The sequence below is a fragment of the Methylobacterium sp. J-026 genome (genome assembly GCF_022829585.1).
Classification (GTDB): Bacteria; Pseudomonadota; Alphaproteobacteria; order Rhizobiales; family Beijerinckiaceae; genus Methylobacterium.
The window spans coordinates 1-17,834 of sequence record NZ_JAKSYC010000139.1 but is presented as its reverse complement, the minus strand read 5'-3'; the positions used below and the strand labels follow the sequence as shown (position 1 = coordinate 17,834).

At 69.1% G+C, this 17,834-nt stretch carries 15 protein-coding genes and 2 tRNA genes; 11 read left to right on the top strand and 6 right to left on the bottom strand.

Going from position 1 to position 17,834, the window contains the following annotated elements:
- Positions 1-880: flagellin (locus tag MKK69_RS13525; RefSeq protein ID WP_243968458.1), on the top strand; the 880-nt coding region annotated here is incomplete at its 5' end.
- 450 nt (positions 881-1,330) lie between these two features.
- On the opposite strand, the gene MKK69_RS13520 is transcribed toward MKK69_RS13525, so the two are convergent.
- Positions 1,331-1,486 carry a hypothetical protein gene (locus MKK69_RS13520; protein ID WP_243968457.1) on the bottom strand — a complete coding sequence of 52 codons (156 nt, stop codon included), beginning with the start codon at positions 1,484-1,486 and terminating at the stop codon, positions 1,331-1,333.
- A gap of 329 nt (positions 1,487-1,815) precedes the next feature.
- Here MKK69_RS13520 and MKK69_RS13515 point away from each other — a divergent pair, with 329 nt between their 5' ends.
- Entirely contained in the window at positions 1,816-2,100 is a 285-nt protein-coding gene (locus tag MKK69_RS13515) for a hypothetical protein (RefSeq protein ID WP_243968455.1), read from the top strand.
- 177 nt (positions 2,101-2,277) lie between these two features.
- Here MKK69_RS13515 and MKK69_RS13510 read toward each other — a convergent pair.
- A tRNA-Ser gene (locus MKK69_RS13510) sits at positions 2,278-2,367 on the bottom strand.
- A 177-nt stretch (positions 2,368-2,544) separates the two neighbouring features.
- Here MKK69_RS13510 and MKK69_RS13505 point away from each other — a divergent pair.
- A tRNA-Gln gene (locus MKK69_RS13505) sits at positions 2,545-2,618 on the top strand.
- 169 nt (positions 2,619-2,787) lie between these two features.
- Here the strand turns inward: MKK69_RS13505 and MKK69_RS13500 are convergent.
- Both MKK69_RS13500 and MKK69_RS13495 read right to left on the bottom strand, forming a co-directional pair.
- The gene (locus tag MKK69_RS13500; protein WP_243968453.1) at positions 2,788-4,137 is read right to left on the bottom strand and encodes an MFS transporter; all 1,350 of its coding nucleotides are present in this window, start codon (positions 4,135-4,137) and stop codon (positions 2,788-2,790) included.
- Between the two features lie 71 nt (positions 4,138-4,208).
- Positions 4,209-6,182 (bottom strand): aconitate hydratase, encoded by a 1,974-nt coding sequence (locus MKK69_RS13495; RefSeq protein ID WP_243968451.1) that lies wholly within the window; start codon positions 6,180-6,182, stop codon positions 4,209-4,211.
- A gap of 398 nt (positions 6,183-6,580) precedes the next feature.
- Between MKK69_RS13495 and MKK69_RS13490 the strand changes: the two genes are divergently transcribed.
- The 8 genes from MKK69_RS13490 to MKK69_RS13455 all read left to right on the top strand — a co-directional run bounded on the left by MKK69_RS13490 (position 6,581) and on the right by MKK69_RS13455 (position 16,974).
- Positions 6,581-8,053 carry a short-chain fatty acid transporter gene (locus MKK69_RS13490; protein ID WP_243968449.1) on the top strand — a complete coding sequence of 491 codons (1,473 nt, stop codon included), beginning with the start codon at positions 6,581-6,583 and terminating at the stop codon, positions 8,051-8,053.
- Between the two features lie 74 nt (positions 8,054-8,127).
- A complete protein-coding gene (locus tag MKK69_RS13485; protein ID WP_243968447.1) occupies positions 8,128-8,493 on the top strand; it encodes a hypothetical protein in 366 nt (121 codons plus the stop codon).
- A 184-nt stretch (positions 8,494-8,677) separates the two neighbouring features.
- Positions 8,678-10,987: a TonB-dependent receptor family protein gene (locus MKK69_RS13480; RefSeq protein WP_409564810.1), complete on the top strand. Its 2,310-nt coding sequence runs from the start codon at positions 8,678-8,680 to the stop codon at positions 10,985-10,987.
- A 138-nt stretch (positions 10,988-11,125) separates the two neighbouring features.
- A complete protein-coding gene (locus tag MKK69_RS13475) occupies positions 11,126-12,103 on the top strand; it encodes an ABC transporter substrate-binding protein (RefSeq protein ID WP_243968443.1) in 978 nt (325 codons plus the stop codon).
- Positions 12,100-14,130 carry an ATP-binding protein gene (locus MKK69_RS13470; RefSeq protein ID WP_243968442.1) on the top strand — a complete coding sequence of 677 codons (2,031 nt, stop codon included), beginning with the start codon at positions 12,100-12,102 and terminating at the stop codon, positions 14,128-14,130. Before MKK69_RS13475 ends, MKK69_RS13470 begins: the two co-directional genes overlap by 4 nt.
- Positions 14,127-14,525, top strand: a complete 399-nt coding sequence (locus MKK69_RS13465) for a response regulator (RefSeq protein ID WP_243968440.1) — start codon at positions 14,127-14,129, stop codon at positions 14,523-14,525. The genes MKK69_RS13470 and MKK69_RS13465 overlap by 4 nt, the downstream gene beginning before the upstream one ends.
- Positions 14,522-15,787, top strand: a complete 1,266-nt coding sequence (locus MKK69_RS13460; RefSeq protein WP_243968438.1) for an adenylate/guanylate cyclase domain-containing protein — start codon at positions 14,522-14,524, stop codon at positions 15,785-15,787. The genes MKK69_RS13465 and MKK69_RS13460 overlap by 4 nt, the downstream gene beginning before the upstream one ends.
- Positions 15,788-15,987: 200 nt before the next feature.
- Positions 15,988-16,974 (top strand): ABC transporter substrate-binding protein, encoded by a 987-nt coding sequence (locus tag MKK69_RS13455; protein ID WP_243968436.1) that lies wholly within the window; start codon positions 15,988-15,990, stop codon positions 16,972-16,974.
- 48 nt (positions 16,975-17,022) lie between these two features.
- Here the strand turns inward: MKK69_RS13455 and MKK69_RS13450 are convergent, their stop codons facing one another.
- Positions 17,023-17,502, bottom strand: a complete 480-nt coding sequence (locus MKK69_RS13450) for a YidB family protein (RefSeq protein ID WP_243968434.1) — start codon at positions 17,500-17,502, stop codon at positions 17,023-17,025.
- Positions 17,503-17,672: 170 nt separating this feature from the next.
- On the bottom strand, positions 17,673-17,834 hold a 162-nt coding region (locus tag MKK69_RS13445), incomplete at its 5' end, for a CsbD family protein (protein WP_243968460.1).

Sequence of the window (17,834 nt, the reverse complement as noted above, 5' to 3'; positions counted from 1 at the left end):
CACCACGAGCACGGCCTCCACGACGGCCCTGTTCACGATCAACGGTACCTCCGTGTCGGCGACCTTCGCCGCATCGTCGAGCATCACCGCCGTGGTATCGGCGTTGAATTCCGCAGTCAGCTCGGCCAGCACCACGTCGAGCGGATCGTTCGGCGCCGGCGCGATCTTCTCGGTCGATAGCACCGGCACCAAGATCGTCCTGAACGCGCAGGCCGACGTGGAATTCCAGAACTCCACCAGCCAGGCAGCGCTCGGCTTCGCGTCGTCCTCGACCACAGCCTCGACCTATGGCACTGCGGCCAGCACGGTGGTCTCCAGCGACCTGGCCGTGTCCGGCGTCAGCCAGCGCAAGTCCCTGGCGCAGCAGTACAACAACCTGCTCAACCAGATCACCCAGCTCGCCGGCGATGCCAGCTACAACGGCGTCAACCTGATCGCCGGCACCGGCAACAACCTGACAATCAAGTTCAACGATACCGGCAGCTCCAAGCTGGATGTCGCCTCGGTGGACGCGACCGCCAGCGGCCTGGGCCTGACCTCGATCACCAACTCGAACAGCTCGACGAGCTCGAACGGGCTGGGCAACTTCCTGCTGAACTCCGACGTCAACTCCACCCTGACCACGCTGACCAACGCCGGCAGCGCCCTCAACTCGGCGGCGAGCAACCTGGGCTCGAACCTCTCGGTGGTGCAGAACCGCCAGGATTTCTCGAAGCAGCTCATCAACGTGTTGCAGACCGGCTCGGCCAACCTGACCAACGCCGACCTGAACCAGGAAGCCGCCAACTCGCAGGCGCTGTCGACCCGCCAGTCGATGGGCATCTCGGCGCTCTCGCTGGCCAACTCCGCGCAGCAGGGCGTCCTGCAGCTCCTGCGCTGAACGCGAGCTTGGGTGAAGAACAGGGCCGGCCGGGGTCATTCCCGGCCGGCCTTTCGTTTGCGCGGGCGCCCTCGCGATCCGATGCGTCGCCGTGGCCCGTAGCCCTGTCGACCGCCGGACGCTCGGGTCGGCGGCGGAAGCGCCCGGCCCGACCGCCCGCCGCCCGCTCCCGAGGACACGCCGACGCGCCCGAGGCTCCCGGAGCGCGTGCCACAGGCGAACCAACGCGCAGGTCATGCGGACATCCCGGGCGTCGCCGCTGGGCTGTTGGAACGTCTCGATGGGCAACCCAGGCGCGTTGCCATGCCGGCCCGGCCCGCAGCACCCCGGTCTTCGAAGGCCATCGGAGCCTGTATTCCCCCAAGATGCCAGTCGTATCAGTATTACCTCTGACCAGATGCCGACAGGCAGCTGGTTTGTACGAGATACGATCGTTCCGTATTGCAGAATCTAGAATTTCAGGCGCCCGACACCGATCAAGCCGTGGATCGTCGCCGGCTCGTGCGCGCGACCGCAGCGATTGCCCCCGGGACCGGCGGCGTCCTGGACGCCGAACTCCGACAGGTCCGCCGATCCGCCCGGCGTCGCGGTGCCGAAATCGTCCATCGCATCGATCCTGGGCGATGCGTCGGCGGCCCCGGTCGTGTCCAAATGAAAGGTTCCGGATACCGGCGAAAGCGAAACAAGAAGAGCAGCCTGGACAATTTAAGATTTGGCGATAGCCTGGCAGTCAACTAAAACCCCATTACACCGAAGGTGAGGAACAGAAACATTCTGTTCGGCGCGGCGATTGCCGATTTGGGCCCCGGGAGAACAATCGGTTCGACAGACATACCGTTTCCGATTCCGCGCGTTGATTCTCGATTAACCGATGCCGCATAGTCAGATCCGGGGACCCGCTGGGGTGATCCATCTCCTGTCCCGGCGAGGTTTCGATGATCGTCTTGATAGTGGTGGCGATCGGCACCGGTCTCGCGACCGCCATCGTCCTCGTCCCGATCAGCACCGTGGCCGCGCTCGTCGCCGCGCCGCTGGCGGCCAGCATTTCGGCCCTCGCCGCCGGATCGCTCCTGGCGTGGCTGGGCGCCCGGCGAGACCGGCGGAGACGTGCCCTCGATGCGAGGACCGAAGCGATGGTCTCGGCGCTTCGGGATGTCACCGGGCAGGCGGAACCGAAATCCCCCGCGCCAAAGGTCTCCCGGCGCCGATTGGGGACCTAAGCCCCCATCCCTGCTGCCTGCGGGCGAACGAACCTCGGCAACATGGTCCGACGGTGAACCGGACGCGGCCGAGGCTCCGGGCAGCGATCGCCCGATCACGCGTATCCACCTCCGGGATGCGCGGCGGCACGGCGACCGCGGCCGCCACGCATCACGTGGCGCGACGCGGGATGTCGCTGGCGGAAGGGGTGGGATTCGAACCCACGGTGGAGTTGCCCCCACGGCGGTTTTCAAGACCGCTGCCTTAAACCACTCGGCCACCCTTCCTGGCGGCACCCGCGACCCCACGGTTACGGCCGCGAACGATGCCGCGTCAACCGGCGACGGACCGGTTGACCTGCGCAGCCATTCCGCCTATCCCACCGCCCACGCCTGACGCCGCCGAAAGCAGCGCTGCCGGTTCGATGCCGTTCCCAGGACGGCTTGGTCCGGCTGATGGCCGATTGGGGGATAGTTTAACGGTAGAACGGTGGACTCTGACTCCTCTAGTCCTGGTTCGAATCCAGGTCCCCCAGCCACCGAACATCCCAGCCTTCTGAAGTCGTCGAACGGTTGACCCAAACGTTCGTTTGGCTCAGCACGGATCCCCGCAGACGGTTGGTGTCGCCGGAAGCGTCCAACGCGCGCGGCAGAATTGCCGGATCGCGCATTCCTATTGGGCGCCTCGACGCCGCTGGTTCCGCCGACCTACTCGGGCAGCGGTTTTCCGGTGGTCTCCGGCATGAACCACGGCACGATCAGGCCGATCCCGTAGACGCTGGACATCGCCAGGGCCGCGGCGGCGACGCCGCCGAACGAGGTCACGATCTGCCCGGCGATGATCGGGAAGATCCAGGCGATCAGCCGGGCCCCGTTGAACACGAAGCTGGCGGCCGTCGCCCGCACGGCGGGGGTGAACAGTTCCACGAGATAGATCGCCATCCAAGAGAAGGCGAAGCCCAGGGTGAAGAACCCGTTCAGAAAGGCGAGGCCCATGAAGGGCACTAGGCCGCCGCTCCAGAGATAGCATGCGAGCGACGTCGCGATGCAGCCGATATAGGTGACGACGAGGAAGGCGCGCCGCCCGAGCGCGTCGGCCACGAAGCCCGAGATCACGTAGGCGGTGATCGCGCCCAGGTTGTAGATGATGCCCATGCGCGGGCCCCAGACATTGGCCGGCTCGCCCGCCGCCTTGGCCAGCCCCTCGGTATAGGCCGGCAGCCAGGACGAGACCGCCCACCAGCCGACCGTCGTGGCGAAGGACATCGCGGTGGCCAGCAGCACCCGGCGCCGGCTCTCGGGCTCACGGAAGATCTCGGCCAGGGTGAACGGGCGCTGCGCGCCACGGGGCGCCTGCCCCGAATCGTCGGCCGTGGCGGACCAGCGCTGCGCCTTCAGCGCCTGCAGCCACTGCTCGGATTCGTCGAGGGCCCGCCGGAGGTACAGGCAGACGAAGGCGGGCAGCGCGCCGAGCGCGAACAGGATGCGCCAGGATTGCTCCCCCAGTGGGTTAGTGGCCGCCAGCACGGCCCACACGATGGCGGCGAGCACCGCACCGCCGCCGAAGCCGGACTGCAGGAAGCCGCATCCCTTCGGTCGCGCCCGATTCGGCCAAGTCTCGGCCACGAGCGCGATACCGGTGGACCATTCCGAGCCGATGGCGAGGCCGGTGATGAAGCGCAGGACCGCGAGCTGCGTGAAGCTCTCCGCGAAGGCCGTCATCCCGGTGAAGATCGCGTAGCCCAGGATCGACAGCATCATCATGCGCTTGCGCCCGATATAATCGGCCGCGATCCCGCCGATCAGACCGCCGAGCCCCCAGCCGAGCAGCGTGATCCCGATGGCGAGCCCCACATAGTAGGCCGGCGCCTGGGCCTGTTCGGGGGTCAGGATCGTGTTCAGCGCCGGTCTCAGGGCGTAGACGAGGGCCACCGCCTCGTAGCCGTCGAAGATCCAGCCGAGATAGCTGCCCCACAGGATGCGCCAGTGCCGCCGGGTCAGACCGGCGTGCCACGGTGCATCGGCGTCCTCGCGCAGCAGCGCCTCGCCCGAACTCATGCCATCCTCCCGACGACGATAATGGCCCGCACCGTTCTGCCGCCCCGCGCCCCCTGACAGGTCCCCGCGCTTCAGGCAACGGTCCGGGCGGGCTCGGCCTGGATCCGTCCGCGCAGCCACGCGATGACGCCGCCGGCGAGCAGGATCTCGATCTGACGCGGCGACAGGTCATGCCGCAGCCGAATCGTCTGCCGGCCCCCGCGGATCGTCGCCGTGATCGTCGGGCCGGCCGCCAGCGCCTCGGCGATGCCGGCGATCTCCACGGTGTCGCCGAGTTCCAGCCGGTCGTAGTCGGACGGGTCCTGGAAGGTCAGCGGCAGCACGCCGAAGTTGACGAGGTTTTGCCAGTGGATCCGCGCGAAGCTCTTCGCCAGCACGGTCTCCAGACCCAGATAGCGTGGGGCGAGCGCCGCGTTCTCGCGGCTCGATCCTTGCCCGTAGTTCAGGCCGCCGACGATGGCGTGGCCCGACCGCGCCGCGCCGCCCTGCTTGGCCCGCCGCGGATAGGTGTCGTCGATCGGCTCGAAGGTGAAGTCGCTCGTCTTGGGGATGTTCGACCAGTAGGGCATCACCCGCGCGCCCGCCGGCATGATGTCGTCGGTGGAGATGTCGTCGCCGGTCTTCAGCATCACCGGCACGCGGATGTCGGCCCCGAGCTTGCCGAGATCGGGCAGCGTGGTGATGTTCTCGGACTTCTCCAGGCGGACGGCGCGGGCCTCCGCCTCCGGAAGCGGCGCCACCAGCATGGTGGTGTTGCCCGGCACCATCCCGGGCGGCGCGATCCGCGGATAGGCCATGTCCAGCGTGCGCGGGTCGGTGATGAATCCGGTGAGCGCCGAGGCCGCGGCCGTCTCCGGGCTGCACAGGAACACGCTGTCCTCACGGGTACCGGAGCGCCCGGGGAAATTGCGCGGCACCGTGCGCAGGGAGTTGCGCCCGGAGGCCGGAGCCTGGCCCATGCCGATACAGCCGTTGCAGCCGGCTTGGTGGACCCGGGCGCCGGCGTGGATCAGGTCGGAGAGCTGCCCATCCCGGATCAGGGTCTCGAGCACGACCCGGGTCGAGGGGTTGATGTCGAACGAGACCCGGTCGTGGGTGTTGCGGCCCTTCACGATGGCGGCCGCCACGGCAAAATCGCGAAACCCAGGATTGGCCGAGGACCCGATATAGGCCTGGTAGATCTCGGTGCCGGCGACCTCCGAGACGGGGACGACGTTGCCGGGGCTCGACGGCCTGGCGATCATCGGCACGAGGGCCGACAGGTCGATCTCCTCGTGGTCGTCGTAGCCCGCATCCGCGTCCGGGCCGAGGGGCGTCCAGTCGCCGCTTCTGCCGACCCCGTCGAGGAAGGCCTTCGTCGACGCATCGGAGGGGAAGACGCTCGTGGTGGCGCCCATCTCGGCGCCCATGTTGGCGATGACGTGCCGGTCCATGGCGGTCAGGCAATCCAGGCCCGGCCCGTAATACTCGATGATCCGGCCGAAGCCGCCCTCGACGCCGTGACGGCCGAGCAGCGTCAGGATCACGTCCTTGGCGCTGACCCAGTCGGGCAGCGCCCCGGTGAGCTTCACCCCCCAGACCCGGGGCATGCGCAGCTGCAGCGGCTCCCCCGCCATAGCGAGCGCGACCTCGACGCCGCCCGCCCCAAAGGCGAGCATGCCCAGTGATCCGGCCGCGGGCGTATGGCTGTCGGAGCCGACCAGGGTCTGACCCGGCTTGCCGAAGCTCTGCATGTGGACGGGATGGCTGATGCCGTTGCCGGGCCGCGAGTACCAGACGCCGAAGCGGCGGCAGGCCGAGCGCAGGAACATGTGCTCGTCGGCGTTGAGCTGGTCGTTCTGAACGAGGTTGTGGTCGATGTACTGCGCCGCGAGCCCGACTTTGACCCGCTCGACGCCCATCGCTTCGAGCTCCAGCATGACGAGGCCGCCGAGCACGTCCTGCAGGAGGGTCTGGTCGATCCGAAGCGCGATCTCGCTGCCTGGCGTGAGGTCGCCCTGGACGAGGTGCGACTGGACGAGCTTCTGCGTGAGGTTCAATCCCACCGTGTCGTCTCCCCCTATCGCGCCGGGCTGTCGGCCGGATCGCGCCGCCGCTCGGCGTCGTCGTGTTCGGCCCAGACTAGTGTCGGGCCCTGTCCGTGGAAGTCGATCGCGTTACAGGGGGCGTTGCGTGTCGAGCTTGGCCGGACCGTATCAGTCTGACCCGGCGCTGATCCGAGTCGCCTCCCGGCGCTCGAGCGACACGCGGCGCTATGCCAGCGTGGGCGGCCGGGAACGGAGAGCCCGCTTTCGGTGCGGACCGTCGGCAAACCCGCACGCTTTCACCAACCTGTCACCGGTCTTTTCTGGACGCCCGACTTGAGATTGGGCGTCACGGCGCCATCCTGGCCGCATGACCCGCCGCAAGAGCGGGTCGAGACCAGTGCATTCGGAGGAAACCCATGGCGACCGCATCGGCCGACCGAGCCCGCAACGCGCGCGCGGCCTCAGCCGAACCCGACAGCGGACGGGACGCAGGCGCACTGGAGCGGCTGGGGGTGCGCTTCACCAACTGGGCCGAGCGCTGGTTCCCGGACGCCTTCATCTTCGTCGCCATCGCGGTGGTGATCGTCGCGCTGGGCACCCTGGCCAACGGCGCCCCGCCGGCCGCGATCGCCAAGAGCTTCGGGGACGGCTTCTGGAGCCTGATCCCCTTCACCATGCAGATGGCCTTCGTCACCATCGGCGGATACGTCGTGGCCGTATCGCCGCCCGTCCAGGCCTTGATCGAGCGGCTGGCCCAGATCCCGAAGACCGGTCGGGGCGCAGTCGGATTCGTGGCCGGCGCGACGATGATCTCGTCGTTCATCAGTTGGGGCCTCAGCCTGATCTTCGGCGGATTGCTGGTGCGGGCGCTCGCCCGTCGGACGGACCTGCGCATGGACTACCGGGCCGCGGGGGCGGCGGCCTATCTCGGGCTCGGCGCGACCTGGGCGCTGGGGCTCAGTTCCTCGGCGGCGCAGTTGCAGGCGAATCCGGCGAGCCTGACCAAGAACCTCCTGGCGATCTCCGGCGTGATCCCGTTCAGCGAGACGATCTTCCTCTGGCAGTCGATGCTGATCGCCGCAATCCTGTTCGTGGTCTCGGTCGCGATCGCCTACGCCTCGGCGCCCCGCCGCGAGACGGCGGCGACCGCCGAGACGCTCGGGGTCGACGTGGGTCGCGAGTCGTCCGACCTTCCGCCCGCCCGGCAACCCGGCGAGTGGCTGGAGCATTCGCCGATCCTGACGATCCTCCTCGTGCTGATCGCCGGCGGCTGGATCGTGCAGGAATTCGCCCGCCAATCCTGGATTGTGGCGATCTCGAATCTCAACACCTACAACCTGCTGTTCCTCACGCTCGGCCTGCTCCTGCACTGGCGGCCGAAGCGCTTCCTCGCGGCGGTCGCGAAGTCGGTGCCCGCGACGGCCGGCATCCTGATCCAGTACCCGCTCTACGCGGCGATCAGCGGCATGCTGACCGGCCCGAAGAACGCAGCCGGCGCCTCGGCGTCCGACGCGATCACCCACGCCTTCGTCAGCCTCAACACCACCGGCAGCTTCCCGCTGACTATGGGCGTGTACTCGGCGATCCTCGGCTTCTTCGTGCCGTCGGGGGGCGGAAAGTGGCTCCTGGAGGCCCCCTACGTCCTGCAGGCGGCCAACGAGCTGAAGGTCCATCTCGGCTGGGCGGTGATGATCTACAATGCCGCCGAGGCGCTGCCGAACCTGATCAACCCGTTCTGGATGCTGCCGCTGGTGGGCATCCTCGGCCTGAAGGCCCGCGACATCGTCGGCTTCAGCTTCCTGCAGCTGATCGTCCACCTGCCGCTGGTGCTGTTCCTGCTCTGGGCGCTGGCCTTCACGCTGACCTATCACCCGCCGGTGATGCCGTGAGGCCAGGGCATCGCGGCACAGCTTAAGCCCGCTCCCGCATTGACGCGTCCCGGCGCCGGCGCCTAGATCGCCCCATGTGCAGGCGCCCGCCCCGGACGGTTCGAGGCCGCGCGATCATCGGACTGGTCGCGCTCTACGCGCTGCTGCTTCAGGCCTTCCTCGGGTTCGCCGCACCGGCCCGCGCTTTCGCGGGACCCGGCGCGGTCCTCTGCACCGAGCACCCGACCGACGGTCCGGACGACCGGCCGGTTCCGATCCACGTCCATGCCTGCTGCACCCTGGTGCAGGCGGGGGCTCTGGCGTTGCCGGTGTCCGGATCGGCCATGGCGGTCCCGCCCACCATGGCGGCCGTGCCCCTCGCCTGGCGCCCCGAAGCCGAGCTTCCGAGAACCGGCCCGCCGCCGCGCGTCGGCACCGCCCGAGGTCCCCCCGCCGCCTGACGATCCCATCCCCAGATCGCTCACCAGGCCCGGACCCTTTTCCATGTCGATCGTCTATCCCGGCACCGCCCCCATCGAGGGGGCGGGCGCCTTGCTGCGCGCCGCCTGCTCCGGCGTGTGGCGGCTCGGCCGCAGCGACTGCCGCCGCCGCTCCGTCCAGAGTCCCTGTCCGCCCGATCGCCCGATCGCGGATCGTCCAGTCGCCCTGCGCCGCGGCACCCTCGCCCTATTGCTGGCCGGAAGCCCCCTCCCCGCCCTGGCGGAAACCACCGTGACGCTGGAGGAACTCACCGTGGAGGGCGAAGCCCATCCCGGCTCTGGCAATCCCGCCCCATCGGCCTTCGGCGTCGCGGCGCCGCCGGGTTCGGCACCCTCCGTCATCGAGCACCCGGTGGGCGAGGTCGTCAGCGGGATCGGCCGGGACAACACCATCGCCGACAGGCCGGCGACCAGCCTCGGCTCGGTGCTCGTCAACAGCCCCGGGGTCACCGTGCGCCAGGGCAACGGCGGTCGCGACGTGATCGTCTCGATCCGCGGCAACAACGCCCGCTCCACCGGGGTGATCAAGAACACGGTCGTGCTGGAGGACGGTTTCATCCTCACCCAGCCGGACGGCGCCGCGCGCTTCGACCTCACCGATCCCAGGGCCTATAGCCGGATCGACGTGTTCCGCGGTCCGCAATCGCCGCTGTTCGGCAACTACGCCACCGGGGGCGCGATCGCGTTCCGCAACCGCACCGGCCGAGAGATCGACGGCTACGAGATCGGGCTCGATGCCGGGAGCTTCGGCTATCTCAGCCGGTACTTCACGGTGGGTGGCGTCAGCGGCCCGTTCGAGATCAGCCTGTTTTCCAGCGACGTCCGGGCCAATGGCTACCAGGATCACGCCGCCTACGACACGCAGACCATCAACCTCCTGGCGAGCTACACCCCGACGCCGGACAACCGCTTCACCCTGAAGGTGATCAACAACACGCTCGACACCAACCTCCCCGCCCGGTCCTCCCTCGCCCAGTACCGGATCAATCCGTACCAGCGCGGCTGCGCGACGGCGGCGAGCGCGGCGCCGGGCTGCACGACCTTCAACCTGCCGCGCAACGGCGCCTTCGGCGCCACCGTGCCGGTCACCGCGGACCAGGGCGGGTTCGGGCGCAACGACCGCCGCACCGTCGTGGCGGCGCGCTGGGAGCACGATATCGACGCGTTCACCACGTGGCGCACGCAGCTCGGGTTCGACGAACGCAACTTCGACCAGCCCTTCTACGTGAACGCCTTCCTGGGTTCATTCCCGTCCTGGAACGCCCAGAGCGACGTCACGCGGCGCGGCGACCTGTTCGGCCTGCCGGCTGTGGGCTACGTGGCGCTCGCCTACACCACGATCGACATTCATACGCCCACCTACACCCTGACGCCCTATGCCGCGTCGCGCCTCGGGGCGCTGATCGGCGTTCAGGATGCGGGACAGTCCAATCTCGGTGGCCGGGCGCGGCTCGAACTAGGCCTGTCCGACCGCTGGACCGGGGTGCTGGGCCTCAGCGCCGAGGGCACCAGCATCACCGGCCGCAATCTCGTCTACAGCTACGCGGCGAGCGGCACGACCCGGACGGTGGCGGATGCCGACCGGTCCTTCCTCAACGTCGCCCCGGAACTGGCGCTGGTCTATCGGCCGGACGAGGCTTGGGCGTTCCGGGGCCGGGTCGCCACGGGCTACACCACGCCGGCAGCCTCCAACTTGTTCGTCACCCCGGCCGGGTTACCCGGCAACAACACCCAGCTGCAAACCCAGCACAATCTCGGGCTCGACCTCGGAGCGGATTGGAGCCCGGCCGAGAGCCTGCGCCTCAGCGTGACCGGATTCTACGAGTTCTTCCGCAACGAGCTGGTCTCGCAATCGCCGGGGGCGGGCCTGCAGAGCTACACGTTCAACGCTCCCGCCTCCGAGCATCGCGGCATCGAAGTCGGCGCCGACTGGGCCTTCGCGCCCGGCTGGCGGGGGACGCTGGCCTACAGCTTCGACGACCAGATCTACACGCGCTACGCCGAGCAGCTCAGCGCGGGCAGCCTGACGCGCCGGTTCGACCGGGCGGGCAACCGGATCCCCGGCGTGCCGGCCCACCAGCTCCTGACGCGCGTCGGCTACGACATCCCGGCCGGCCCGCTCGCAGGCCTCGGCGCGTTCGTGGAAGCCGTGGTCCAGGGCGACTTCTACCTCGACAACGCCAACCTCCTGAAGGCGCCGGGCTACGCGGTCGTCAACGCCAACCTGCACTATGCGAAAGATCTGATCGGCGGATATGCGAAACGGCTGAGCGTCTATCTCGAAGTCCGCAACGTATTCGACACGACCTATGTCGGATCGGCCCAGAATCTGTCGAATTCCATCAGCGGCGCGACCGGTCTTCAGAACAACGCCGCCGTGCTGGCGGGCACCACCGGGTCGGTGTTTGCGGGTGCGCCACGCAACATCGTCGGCGGGATGCGGCTGTCATTTTAGTAACCGCAGTCCGGCCCGCGCGTGGTGTTACAGCTGAGCTTACACTAAGCTGCGGCCCGGGCAGTCGGTGCGCGCCGCGCGCGTGCAGCCCGGCCCCTCCGGCCGGTCGACGGCGGTTGAGGGGGGCTCGGGGATCGGATGAGGCGGCGAACCGTGATCGCTGGGCTGCCCTGGATGCTGGCCGGCCTGCCCGCCGCAGCCCGGGCCCAGGCGCGGACCGTGGTGGCGGCGCTCTGGCCGTTCCAGGACGACGACGCCGAAGGCCGGGCCCTGTCGGCGGCGTTCGACACAGCCCTGCGCGCGCGCGCCCAGGGGGAGATCGCGATCGACCATCGGTGGGGCGGAGCCGATGGCGAGCGCATGCGGGCGATCGCCGCCGATCTGGTCCGCGCCGCGCCGCAGGTGATCTTCACGTATCTCAACGCGCAGCTGCGCGCCGTCTCCGCGCTGACCCGCGGGATCCCGATCGTCTTCGTCGGCGCATCCGATCCGGTCGGCGCCGGCCTCGTCGCGAGCCTCAAGCGCCCCGGGGGCAACATCACGGGCTTCACCCTCTACGAGACCTCGCTCGGCGGGAAGTGGCTCGCCGCACTCAGGGAAGCCGTGCCGACGATCGGACGGGTCACGCTCCTGCTGAACCCGAGCACCGAGATCCGTGGCGGCCATCTCTACGCGAACGCCTTCAAGACGGCCGCTGCCGCCCTGGCCATCGAGCCCGCCATCGTGGTGGCCGGGACCGCCGCCGACATCGATCGCGTCATGGCCGATCTCGCGCGGCAGGGGAACGCGGGCTTGATCGTGGCGCCGGGCACCTTCAGCGAGGCCTACGGGGACCGCCTCGTCGCGCTCGCCGCGAGCGGCAGGATTCCGGCCGTCTTCGCCATCCGGCGTTTCGCCTACCGCGGGGCGCTGATGTCCTACGGACCCGACCCGGCCGAGGCCGTGCGCCGTGCGGCCGTCTACGTGGACCGCATTCTCCGCGGCGACGATCCCGCGGCCCTTCCGATCCAGGCGCCCAAGAAGTTCGACCTCGTGGTCAACCTCAGGACCGCCCGAAGCCAGGGCTTCGACATCCCGTCGGCGCTGCTCGCCCAAGCCGACGAGGTCGTCGAATGACGAGCCCCGTCACCGCGACCCGGCCGCCGAAACCGGGCCGGAAGCCGTTCCACCTGCCGCTCTCGGGGAAGTTCGCGGTCGCCTTCGTCGGTCTCGTGACGCTGGTGCTGCTCATCAACGGCGCGGTCGATCTGACGCTGAACTATCAGGAGGCCAAGCAGAACGCGATCACGGTCCAGCGCGAGAAGGCGCAGGGCGCCGCGGAACGCGTCGAGGCCTTCGTGTCCGAGATCGAGAACCAGATCGGGTGGACGACCCGGGCCGAGTGGCGCCGCGTCTCTCCGGAACAGCAGCGCTACGACTTCATCCGCCTGATGCGTCAGGCCCCCGCGATCACCGAGGTCGCCTATCTCGATCCGAGCGGTCGCGAGCAGCTGCGGGTGTCACGCCTGGAGCCGGACGCCATCGCCAGCGGGAAGGACTTCTCGACATCGCCGCGCTTCACCCAGGCCCTCCAGGACAAGACATGGTTCGGCCCGGTCTACTTCCGGCGCGGCTCCGAGCCCTACATGACCGTCGCCGTGGCGCATGCGGGGCGCGATCCGGGGGTGACCGTCGCGGAGGTCAACCTGAAGCTGATCTGGGACGTGGTCAGTGCCATCCGCAACGGGGTGAGCGGGTACGCCTTCGTGACGACGGCGACCGGGCGGCTGATCGCCCACCCGGACCTCAGCCTGGTCCTGCGCGACACCGACCTGGCCAGCCTGCCTGAAGTCGCCGGGGCGCTGCCTGGAACCGCCGGCGCACGGGATTACGGGATCGCCCGCGGGCTCGACGGCGGATACGTGCTGGCGGCCCACGCCACCGTTCCCCGGGTCGGGTGGATCGTGTTCGTGCAATTGCCCCTGTGGGAGGCGATGGAGCCGCTGATCGAATCGATCATCCAGACCGTCGCGCTGATGGGCCTCGGCGTGCTGCTCGCGGCGGTGGCGGGCACCTTCCTGGCCCGGCGCATGGTGGTGCCGATCCGCCAGCTTCAGGACGGGGCCGAACGCTTCGGGGCGGGCGACTTCTCCGAGCGCATCGTGATCAACACCGGCGACGAGATCGAGACCCTCGCGCATCGGTTCAACCTGATGGCAGGCCGGATCCAGGAATCCTACGAGACCCTCGAAGCCAAGGTCGAGGAGCGGACCCACGACCTCAACAAGTCCCTCGACGATCTTCAGAAGACACAGAGCCAGCTCGTGCAATCCGAGAAGCTCGCCTCGCTGGGCCAGCTCACGGCGGGCATCGCCCACGAGATCAAGAACCCGCTGAACTTCGTCAACAACTTCGCGTCCCTGTCGAAGGAACTCGTCGACGAGCTCGCGGAGATGCTGCGACCGGCATCCCTCGATCCAGACACCCGCGCGGAGGTGGACGAGACCGCCCAATTGTTGAAGAGCAATCTCGATAAGGTGGTCCAGCACGGAAAGCGTGCCGACTCGATCGTCAAGAACATGCTGCTGCACTCGCGCACCGGGTCCGGCGAGCACCGGCCCGTGGACGTCAACGCCCTCGTCGAGGAGAGCCTGAACCTCGCCTATCACGGTGCCCGCGCATCCAAGCCCCGCTTCAACGTGACCCTCGTGCGCGACTTCGATCCCGCCGCAGGGGTCGCCGACATCTATCCGCAGGAGATCACGCGCGTCCTCCTGAACCTGATGTCCAACGCGTTCTACGCCACCGAGAAGAAGAGCGACGGGGCCGAGGCGGGCTACGCCCCGACCCTGGCGGTGTCCACGCGCGATCGGGGCGACAGGGTCGAGATCCTGTTGCGGGACAACGGCACGGGCATCCCGGACAGCGTCAAGGCCAAGATGTTCGACCCGTTTTACACCACCAAGCCCGCCGGCGAGGGCACGGGGCTCGGCCTGTCCCTGAGTCACGACATCCTGGTGAAGCAGCATGGCGGCGCCGTCGATGTCGCCACCGAGCCGGGCCAGTTCACCGAGTTCACGATCACGCTGCCGCGCGGTGGCGTGGCGACGGCCGGTCCCGCACCCGCGGGTGCGGCCATGGACGAGCCGAGGAGCCAGCCATGAATGTCCTGATCCTCGTCGTCGATGACGAACCCGATGTCACCGAGCTGTTCCGCCAGCAGTTCCGCCGCGAGTTGCGGGCCGGACGTTTCGAGATGGCCTTCGCGCATTCGGCGCCGGAGGCCCTTGAGCGCGTCCAGGCCGCGAGCGGGCCGAACCTGCTGCTGATGTTCTCCGACATCAACATGCCCGGGATGACCGGGCTGGAACTGCTGCCGCTGGTGCGCAATGCGCGGCCCGAGGTGCCGGTGATCATGATCACCGCCTATGGCGACGCCGAGACCCGCGCGCGGGCCGAGGCCGCGGGGGCCGTCGGCCTGATCACCAAGCCCATCGATTTCACCGCGCTGAAGGCCGAGATCGACTGGCGGCTCGCCCTCCGCGCGGTGACGGAATGATCGACGGCCTCCCCAGCGCCAAGATCCTGGTGGTCGACGACGAGCCGGATCTCGAGACGCTGATCACCCAGAAGTTCCGGCGGCAGATCCGGCAGGGCGTGGTCACGTTCCTGTTCGCGCGTGACGGGCAGGAGGCGCTGGACAGCCTCGCGGAGCATCGCGATGTCGACATGGTGGTGTCCGACATCAACATGCCGCGCATGGACGGGCTGACGCTGCTCGCCAGGATGCAGGCGCTCCCCGAACGGCCGTCGATCATCATCGTCTCGGCCTACGGTGATATGGCCAACATCCGCACGGCGATGAACCGGGGCGCCTTCGACTTCCTGACCAAGCCGATCGACTTCGCCGATCTGGAGACCACGATCGCGCGGACGCTGCGGCATGTCGAGGTGCTGCGCGAGGGGCGGCGGCGGCAGGCGCTGGCGGAGCGCGCACACGCCTCCCTGGCGCGCTACTTCTCGCCGAACCTCGCCGAGCGGCTGGCCGGGGACGCGTCGGGCCTGGAACTCGGCGGCCACCGGCGCGACGTGGCCACCCTGTTCACCGACATCGCGGGCTTCACCAGCCTCGTGGAGAGCCTCGACCCGACGCTGCTCGCCGAGATCCTGAACGGCTACTTCGCCGAGATGACCGACGTCGTCTTTGCCCACGAGGGGACGGTGGCCAAGATCGTCGGCGACGCGCTCCACATCCTGTTCGGGGCGCCGGGCGATCAGCCGGATCACGCCGCCCGGGCCGTCGGCTGCGCGCTGGCCCTCGACCAGGCGGCCGAGGCGTTCCGGGCCCGCTGGCGCGAACGCGGGATCGCGGTCGGCATGACCCGGATCGGCGTGCATGCGGGGCCGGCGATCGTGGGGAATTTCGGTGGCGGCCGTTATTTCGATTACACGGCCTACGGCGACACCATCAACACCGCAGCCCGATTGGAGAACGCCAACAAGGCGTTCGGGACGCGGATCTGCGTCAGCGCGACCGCGGTGACCCGCGCCGGCACCTTCCGCGGCCGGCCCCTCGGGGATCTGCTCCTGCGCGGCAAGCAGGAGGCCTTGCGGGCCTTCGAGCCCCTCACCGAAGCCGCCAGCGGCGACGCCGCGCTGGGGCAGTACCAGGACGCCTTCGCCAAGCTGGAGGCCGGCGAGACCGCTGCCCTACCGGCCTTCGCGGCCCTGGTCGGACTGCGGCCCGACGACGGGGTCGCGGCCTATCACTTGAAGCGCCTGCTCAACGGTTCGAGCGGCACGCGGATCGAGATTCCCTGACGCCGTGACCGATCGGTCTTCGACTCGCGCCGGTCGAGATATTAAGTGCCCGGAGACAGATTGGCAGCGCCTAGAAGATGGTCCGATGCCCGCGACGGTCATCGGGTCTCACGGTGGTCACACGGCATCGTCGGCCGGCCCGCGGCCGGACTTAACCCTTGCGCGATCGATCGGAATCGTGGTGGCCGGGAGAGCGGCGTATGAGACGGCGCGACGTCATTGCGGGGCTGGGTGGCGCCGCGATCTGGCCGATGGCCGGTCGGAGCCAGACCAGAGGGCAGCGCCGGCTCGGGATCCTCCTCGTCTACGGCGAGACGCATCCCGACAGCCCCGTGATCGTCGAGACCCTGCGGGACAACCTGCAGCGCGCGGGATGGGTCTGGGGCGAGAATCTCGCGGTCGATCTCCAGTACGGCGACGGCGATACCGAGCGTATGCGCCGGCAGACGGACGCCATGCTCGCGCGCAGGCCCGACCTCGTCCTCGCGCAGGGCATCGTCGGCGCGACCGTGCTGCAGCGCGCGACCGCGACCACGCCCGTGGTGTTCATGATGCTGCAGGATCCGGTGGGCGCCGGTTTCGTCAGCAGCCTGGCACATCCCGGCGGCAATCTCACCGGGTTCACGAATTTTGACTTCGGGTTCGTGGGGAAATGGCTTCAGTTGCTGAAGGAACTCAGCCCGGGCGTCGACCGGGCGCTCGCCCTGATCAATCCGGACTACCCCGCCCGTCTCGCGGGCTACGCCGCCGAACTGGCCCGGATCGGCCCGGACCTCGGAATCGATGCCCGGATCGCCGGCGTCCACGACGCTGCCGAGATCGAGCGGGCGATCACCGGCTTCGCCCGGGAGCCGCGGGGCGGTCTGATCGCGCTCCCGGACGCGGTGACGGGGATCCACGGCCCTCGGATCATCGCCCTGGCCGCGAGCTGCCGCCTGCCTGCCGTCTACGCCTACGAGGCGCAGGTGCGGCTCGGCGGCTTGGCCGCCTACACGACCAGCGTCGCCCAGGACGTCCAGCGGGCAGCCGGCTATATCGACCGGATCCTGCGCGGCGCCGTGGTCTGCGACCTGCCGGTGCAGGCCGCCGAGCGGTTCCTCACCGTGGTCAATCTCAAGACGGCCGCAGCGTTGAATCTGACGATCGCCCCTTCGCTAATGGCCAAGGTCGATCACCTGATCGAGTAGCCCGGGCCCGCCGGGACGCGACCGTCACGGCGGGGATCACGCGGCGCCTCAGCCGAGAGCCGGCAGGCGTCCGTCCGGCGAGTAGCGGTCGATCGCCGAGGGCAGATCGCGCGAGAGACGGGCGACCAGCTCGCTACGGCTCAAGCCAGTCCGCTGCTCGAGGGCCGTGAGGGTCTCCGGCCCGATCACCCGCTCGAGGTCTGCGGCCGGGATGTCGCGGTTCGGCCCGTGATCGATCCAGGACTGCGCCGTCTCGGCATGCCCGCCCTTGCCGAAGTGATTGACCAATTCGCCGATCCCGTGGGCGAGGAGACCGCCCACACCCACGGAGCCCGCGCCCCCGAGCAGGCGATCCAGATTGCCCGGCGCCGCCGTGCCCGAACCTGCGGAGACGGGGGGGACGCGCGGGGCGGCGCTTGAATTCTCACCGTGGCTGCCGAGCCATTCGGAGATCTTGTCGCGGTGCTGGTAGCCGGCTACGGCCAGCAAACCCAGCAGCGCGGTCATCGACGGGTATCCCTCACTCATCGTGTTCTCCTTCTTGCGAACGGGCTCGTCGGCCCGGCTGATAGACGGCGATAGGCTGCCGCTGCTCCCGCGCGACCTCCGGGGTCATCCCGTCCGGTCGATCGGGATGGGTGCCATCGGGGGCCGGGCTCGGGGGTGGGGCCGGGCCGGCGCCACCCCCGGTCGCGGCCTCAGTGCTTGCCGGTGACCTGGTCGGCCAGGCTCTTGGCGCCGTCCTTGACGTCGCCCACCGTCTTCTGCGCCTCGCCCTTCAGCTCCTGCGCCTTGCCCTCGGCCACGAGCTTGTCGTTGCCCGTCGCCTTGCCGGCCGCCTGCTTGACGTTGCCCACGGC

Bases quoted from the DNA above. Each gene is read 5' to 3' on its own strand.
- MKK69_RS13520 (WP_243968457.1), bottom strand. From the start codon at position 1,486: ATGGACGATTTCGGCACCGCGACGCCGGGCGGATCGGCGGACCTGTCG.
- MKK69_RS13515 (WP_243968455.1), top strand. From the start codon at position 1,816: ATGATCGTCTTGATAGTGGTGGCGATCGGCACCGGTCTCGCGACCGCC.
- MKK69_RS13500 (WP_243968453.1), bottom strand. From the start codon at position 4,137: ATGAGTTCGGGCGAGGCGCTGCTGCGCGAGGACGCCGATGCACCGTGG.
- MKK69_RS13490 (WP_243968449.1), top strand. From the start codon at position 6,581: ATGGCGACCGCATCGGCCGACCGAGCCCGCAACGCGCGCGCGGCCTCA.
- MKK69_RS13485 (WP_243968447.1), top strand. From the start codon at position 8,128: ATGTGCAGGCGCCCGCCCCGGACGGTTCGAGGCCGCGCGATCATCGGA.
- MKK69_RS13475 (WP_243968443.1), top strand. From the start codon at position 11,126: ATGAGGCGGCGAACCGTGATCGCTGGGCTGCCCTGGATGCTGGCCGGC.
- MKK69_RS13470 (WP_243968442.1), top strand. From the start codon at position 12,100: ATGACGAGCCCCGTCACCGCGACCCGGCCGCCGAAACCGGGCCGGAAG.
- MKK69_RS13465 (WP_243968440.1), top strand. From the start codon at position 14,127: ATGAATGTCCTGATCCTCGTCGTCGATGACGAACCCGATGTCACCGAG.
- MKK69_RS13460 (WP_243968438.1), top strand. From the start codon at position 14,522: ATGATCGACGGCCTCCCCAGCGCCAAGATCCTGGTGGTCGACGACGAG.
- MKK69_RS13455 (WP_243968436.1), top strand. From the start codon at position 15,988: ATGAGACGGCGCGACGTCATTGCGGGGCTGGGTGGCGCCGCGATCTGG.
- MKK69_RS13450 (WP_243968434.1), bottom strand. From the start codon at position 17,502: ATGAGTGAGGGATACCCGTCGATGACCGCGCTGCTGGGTTTGCTGGCC.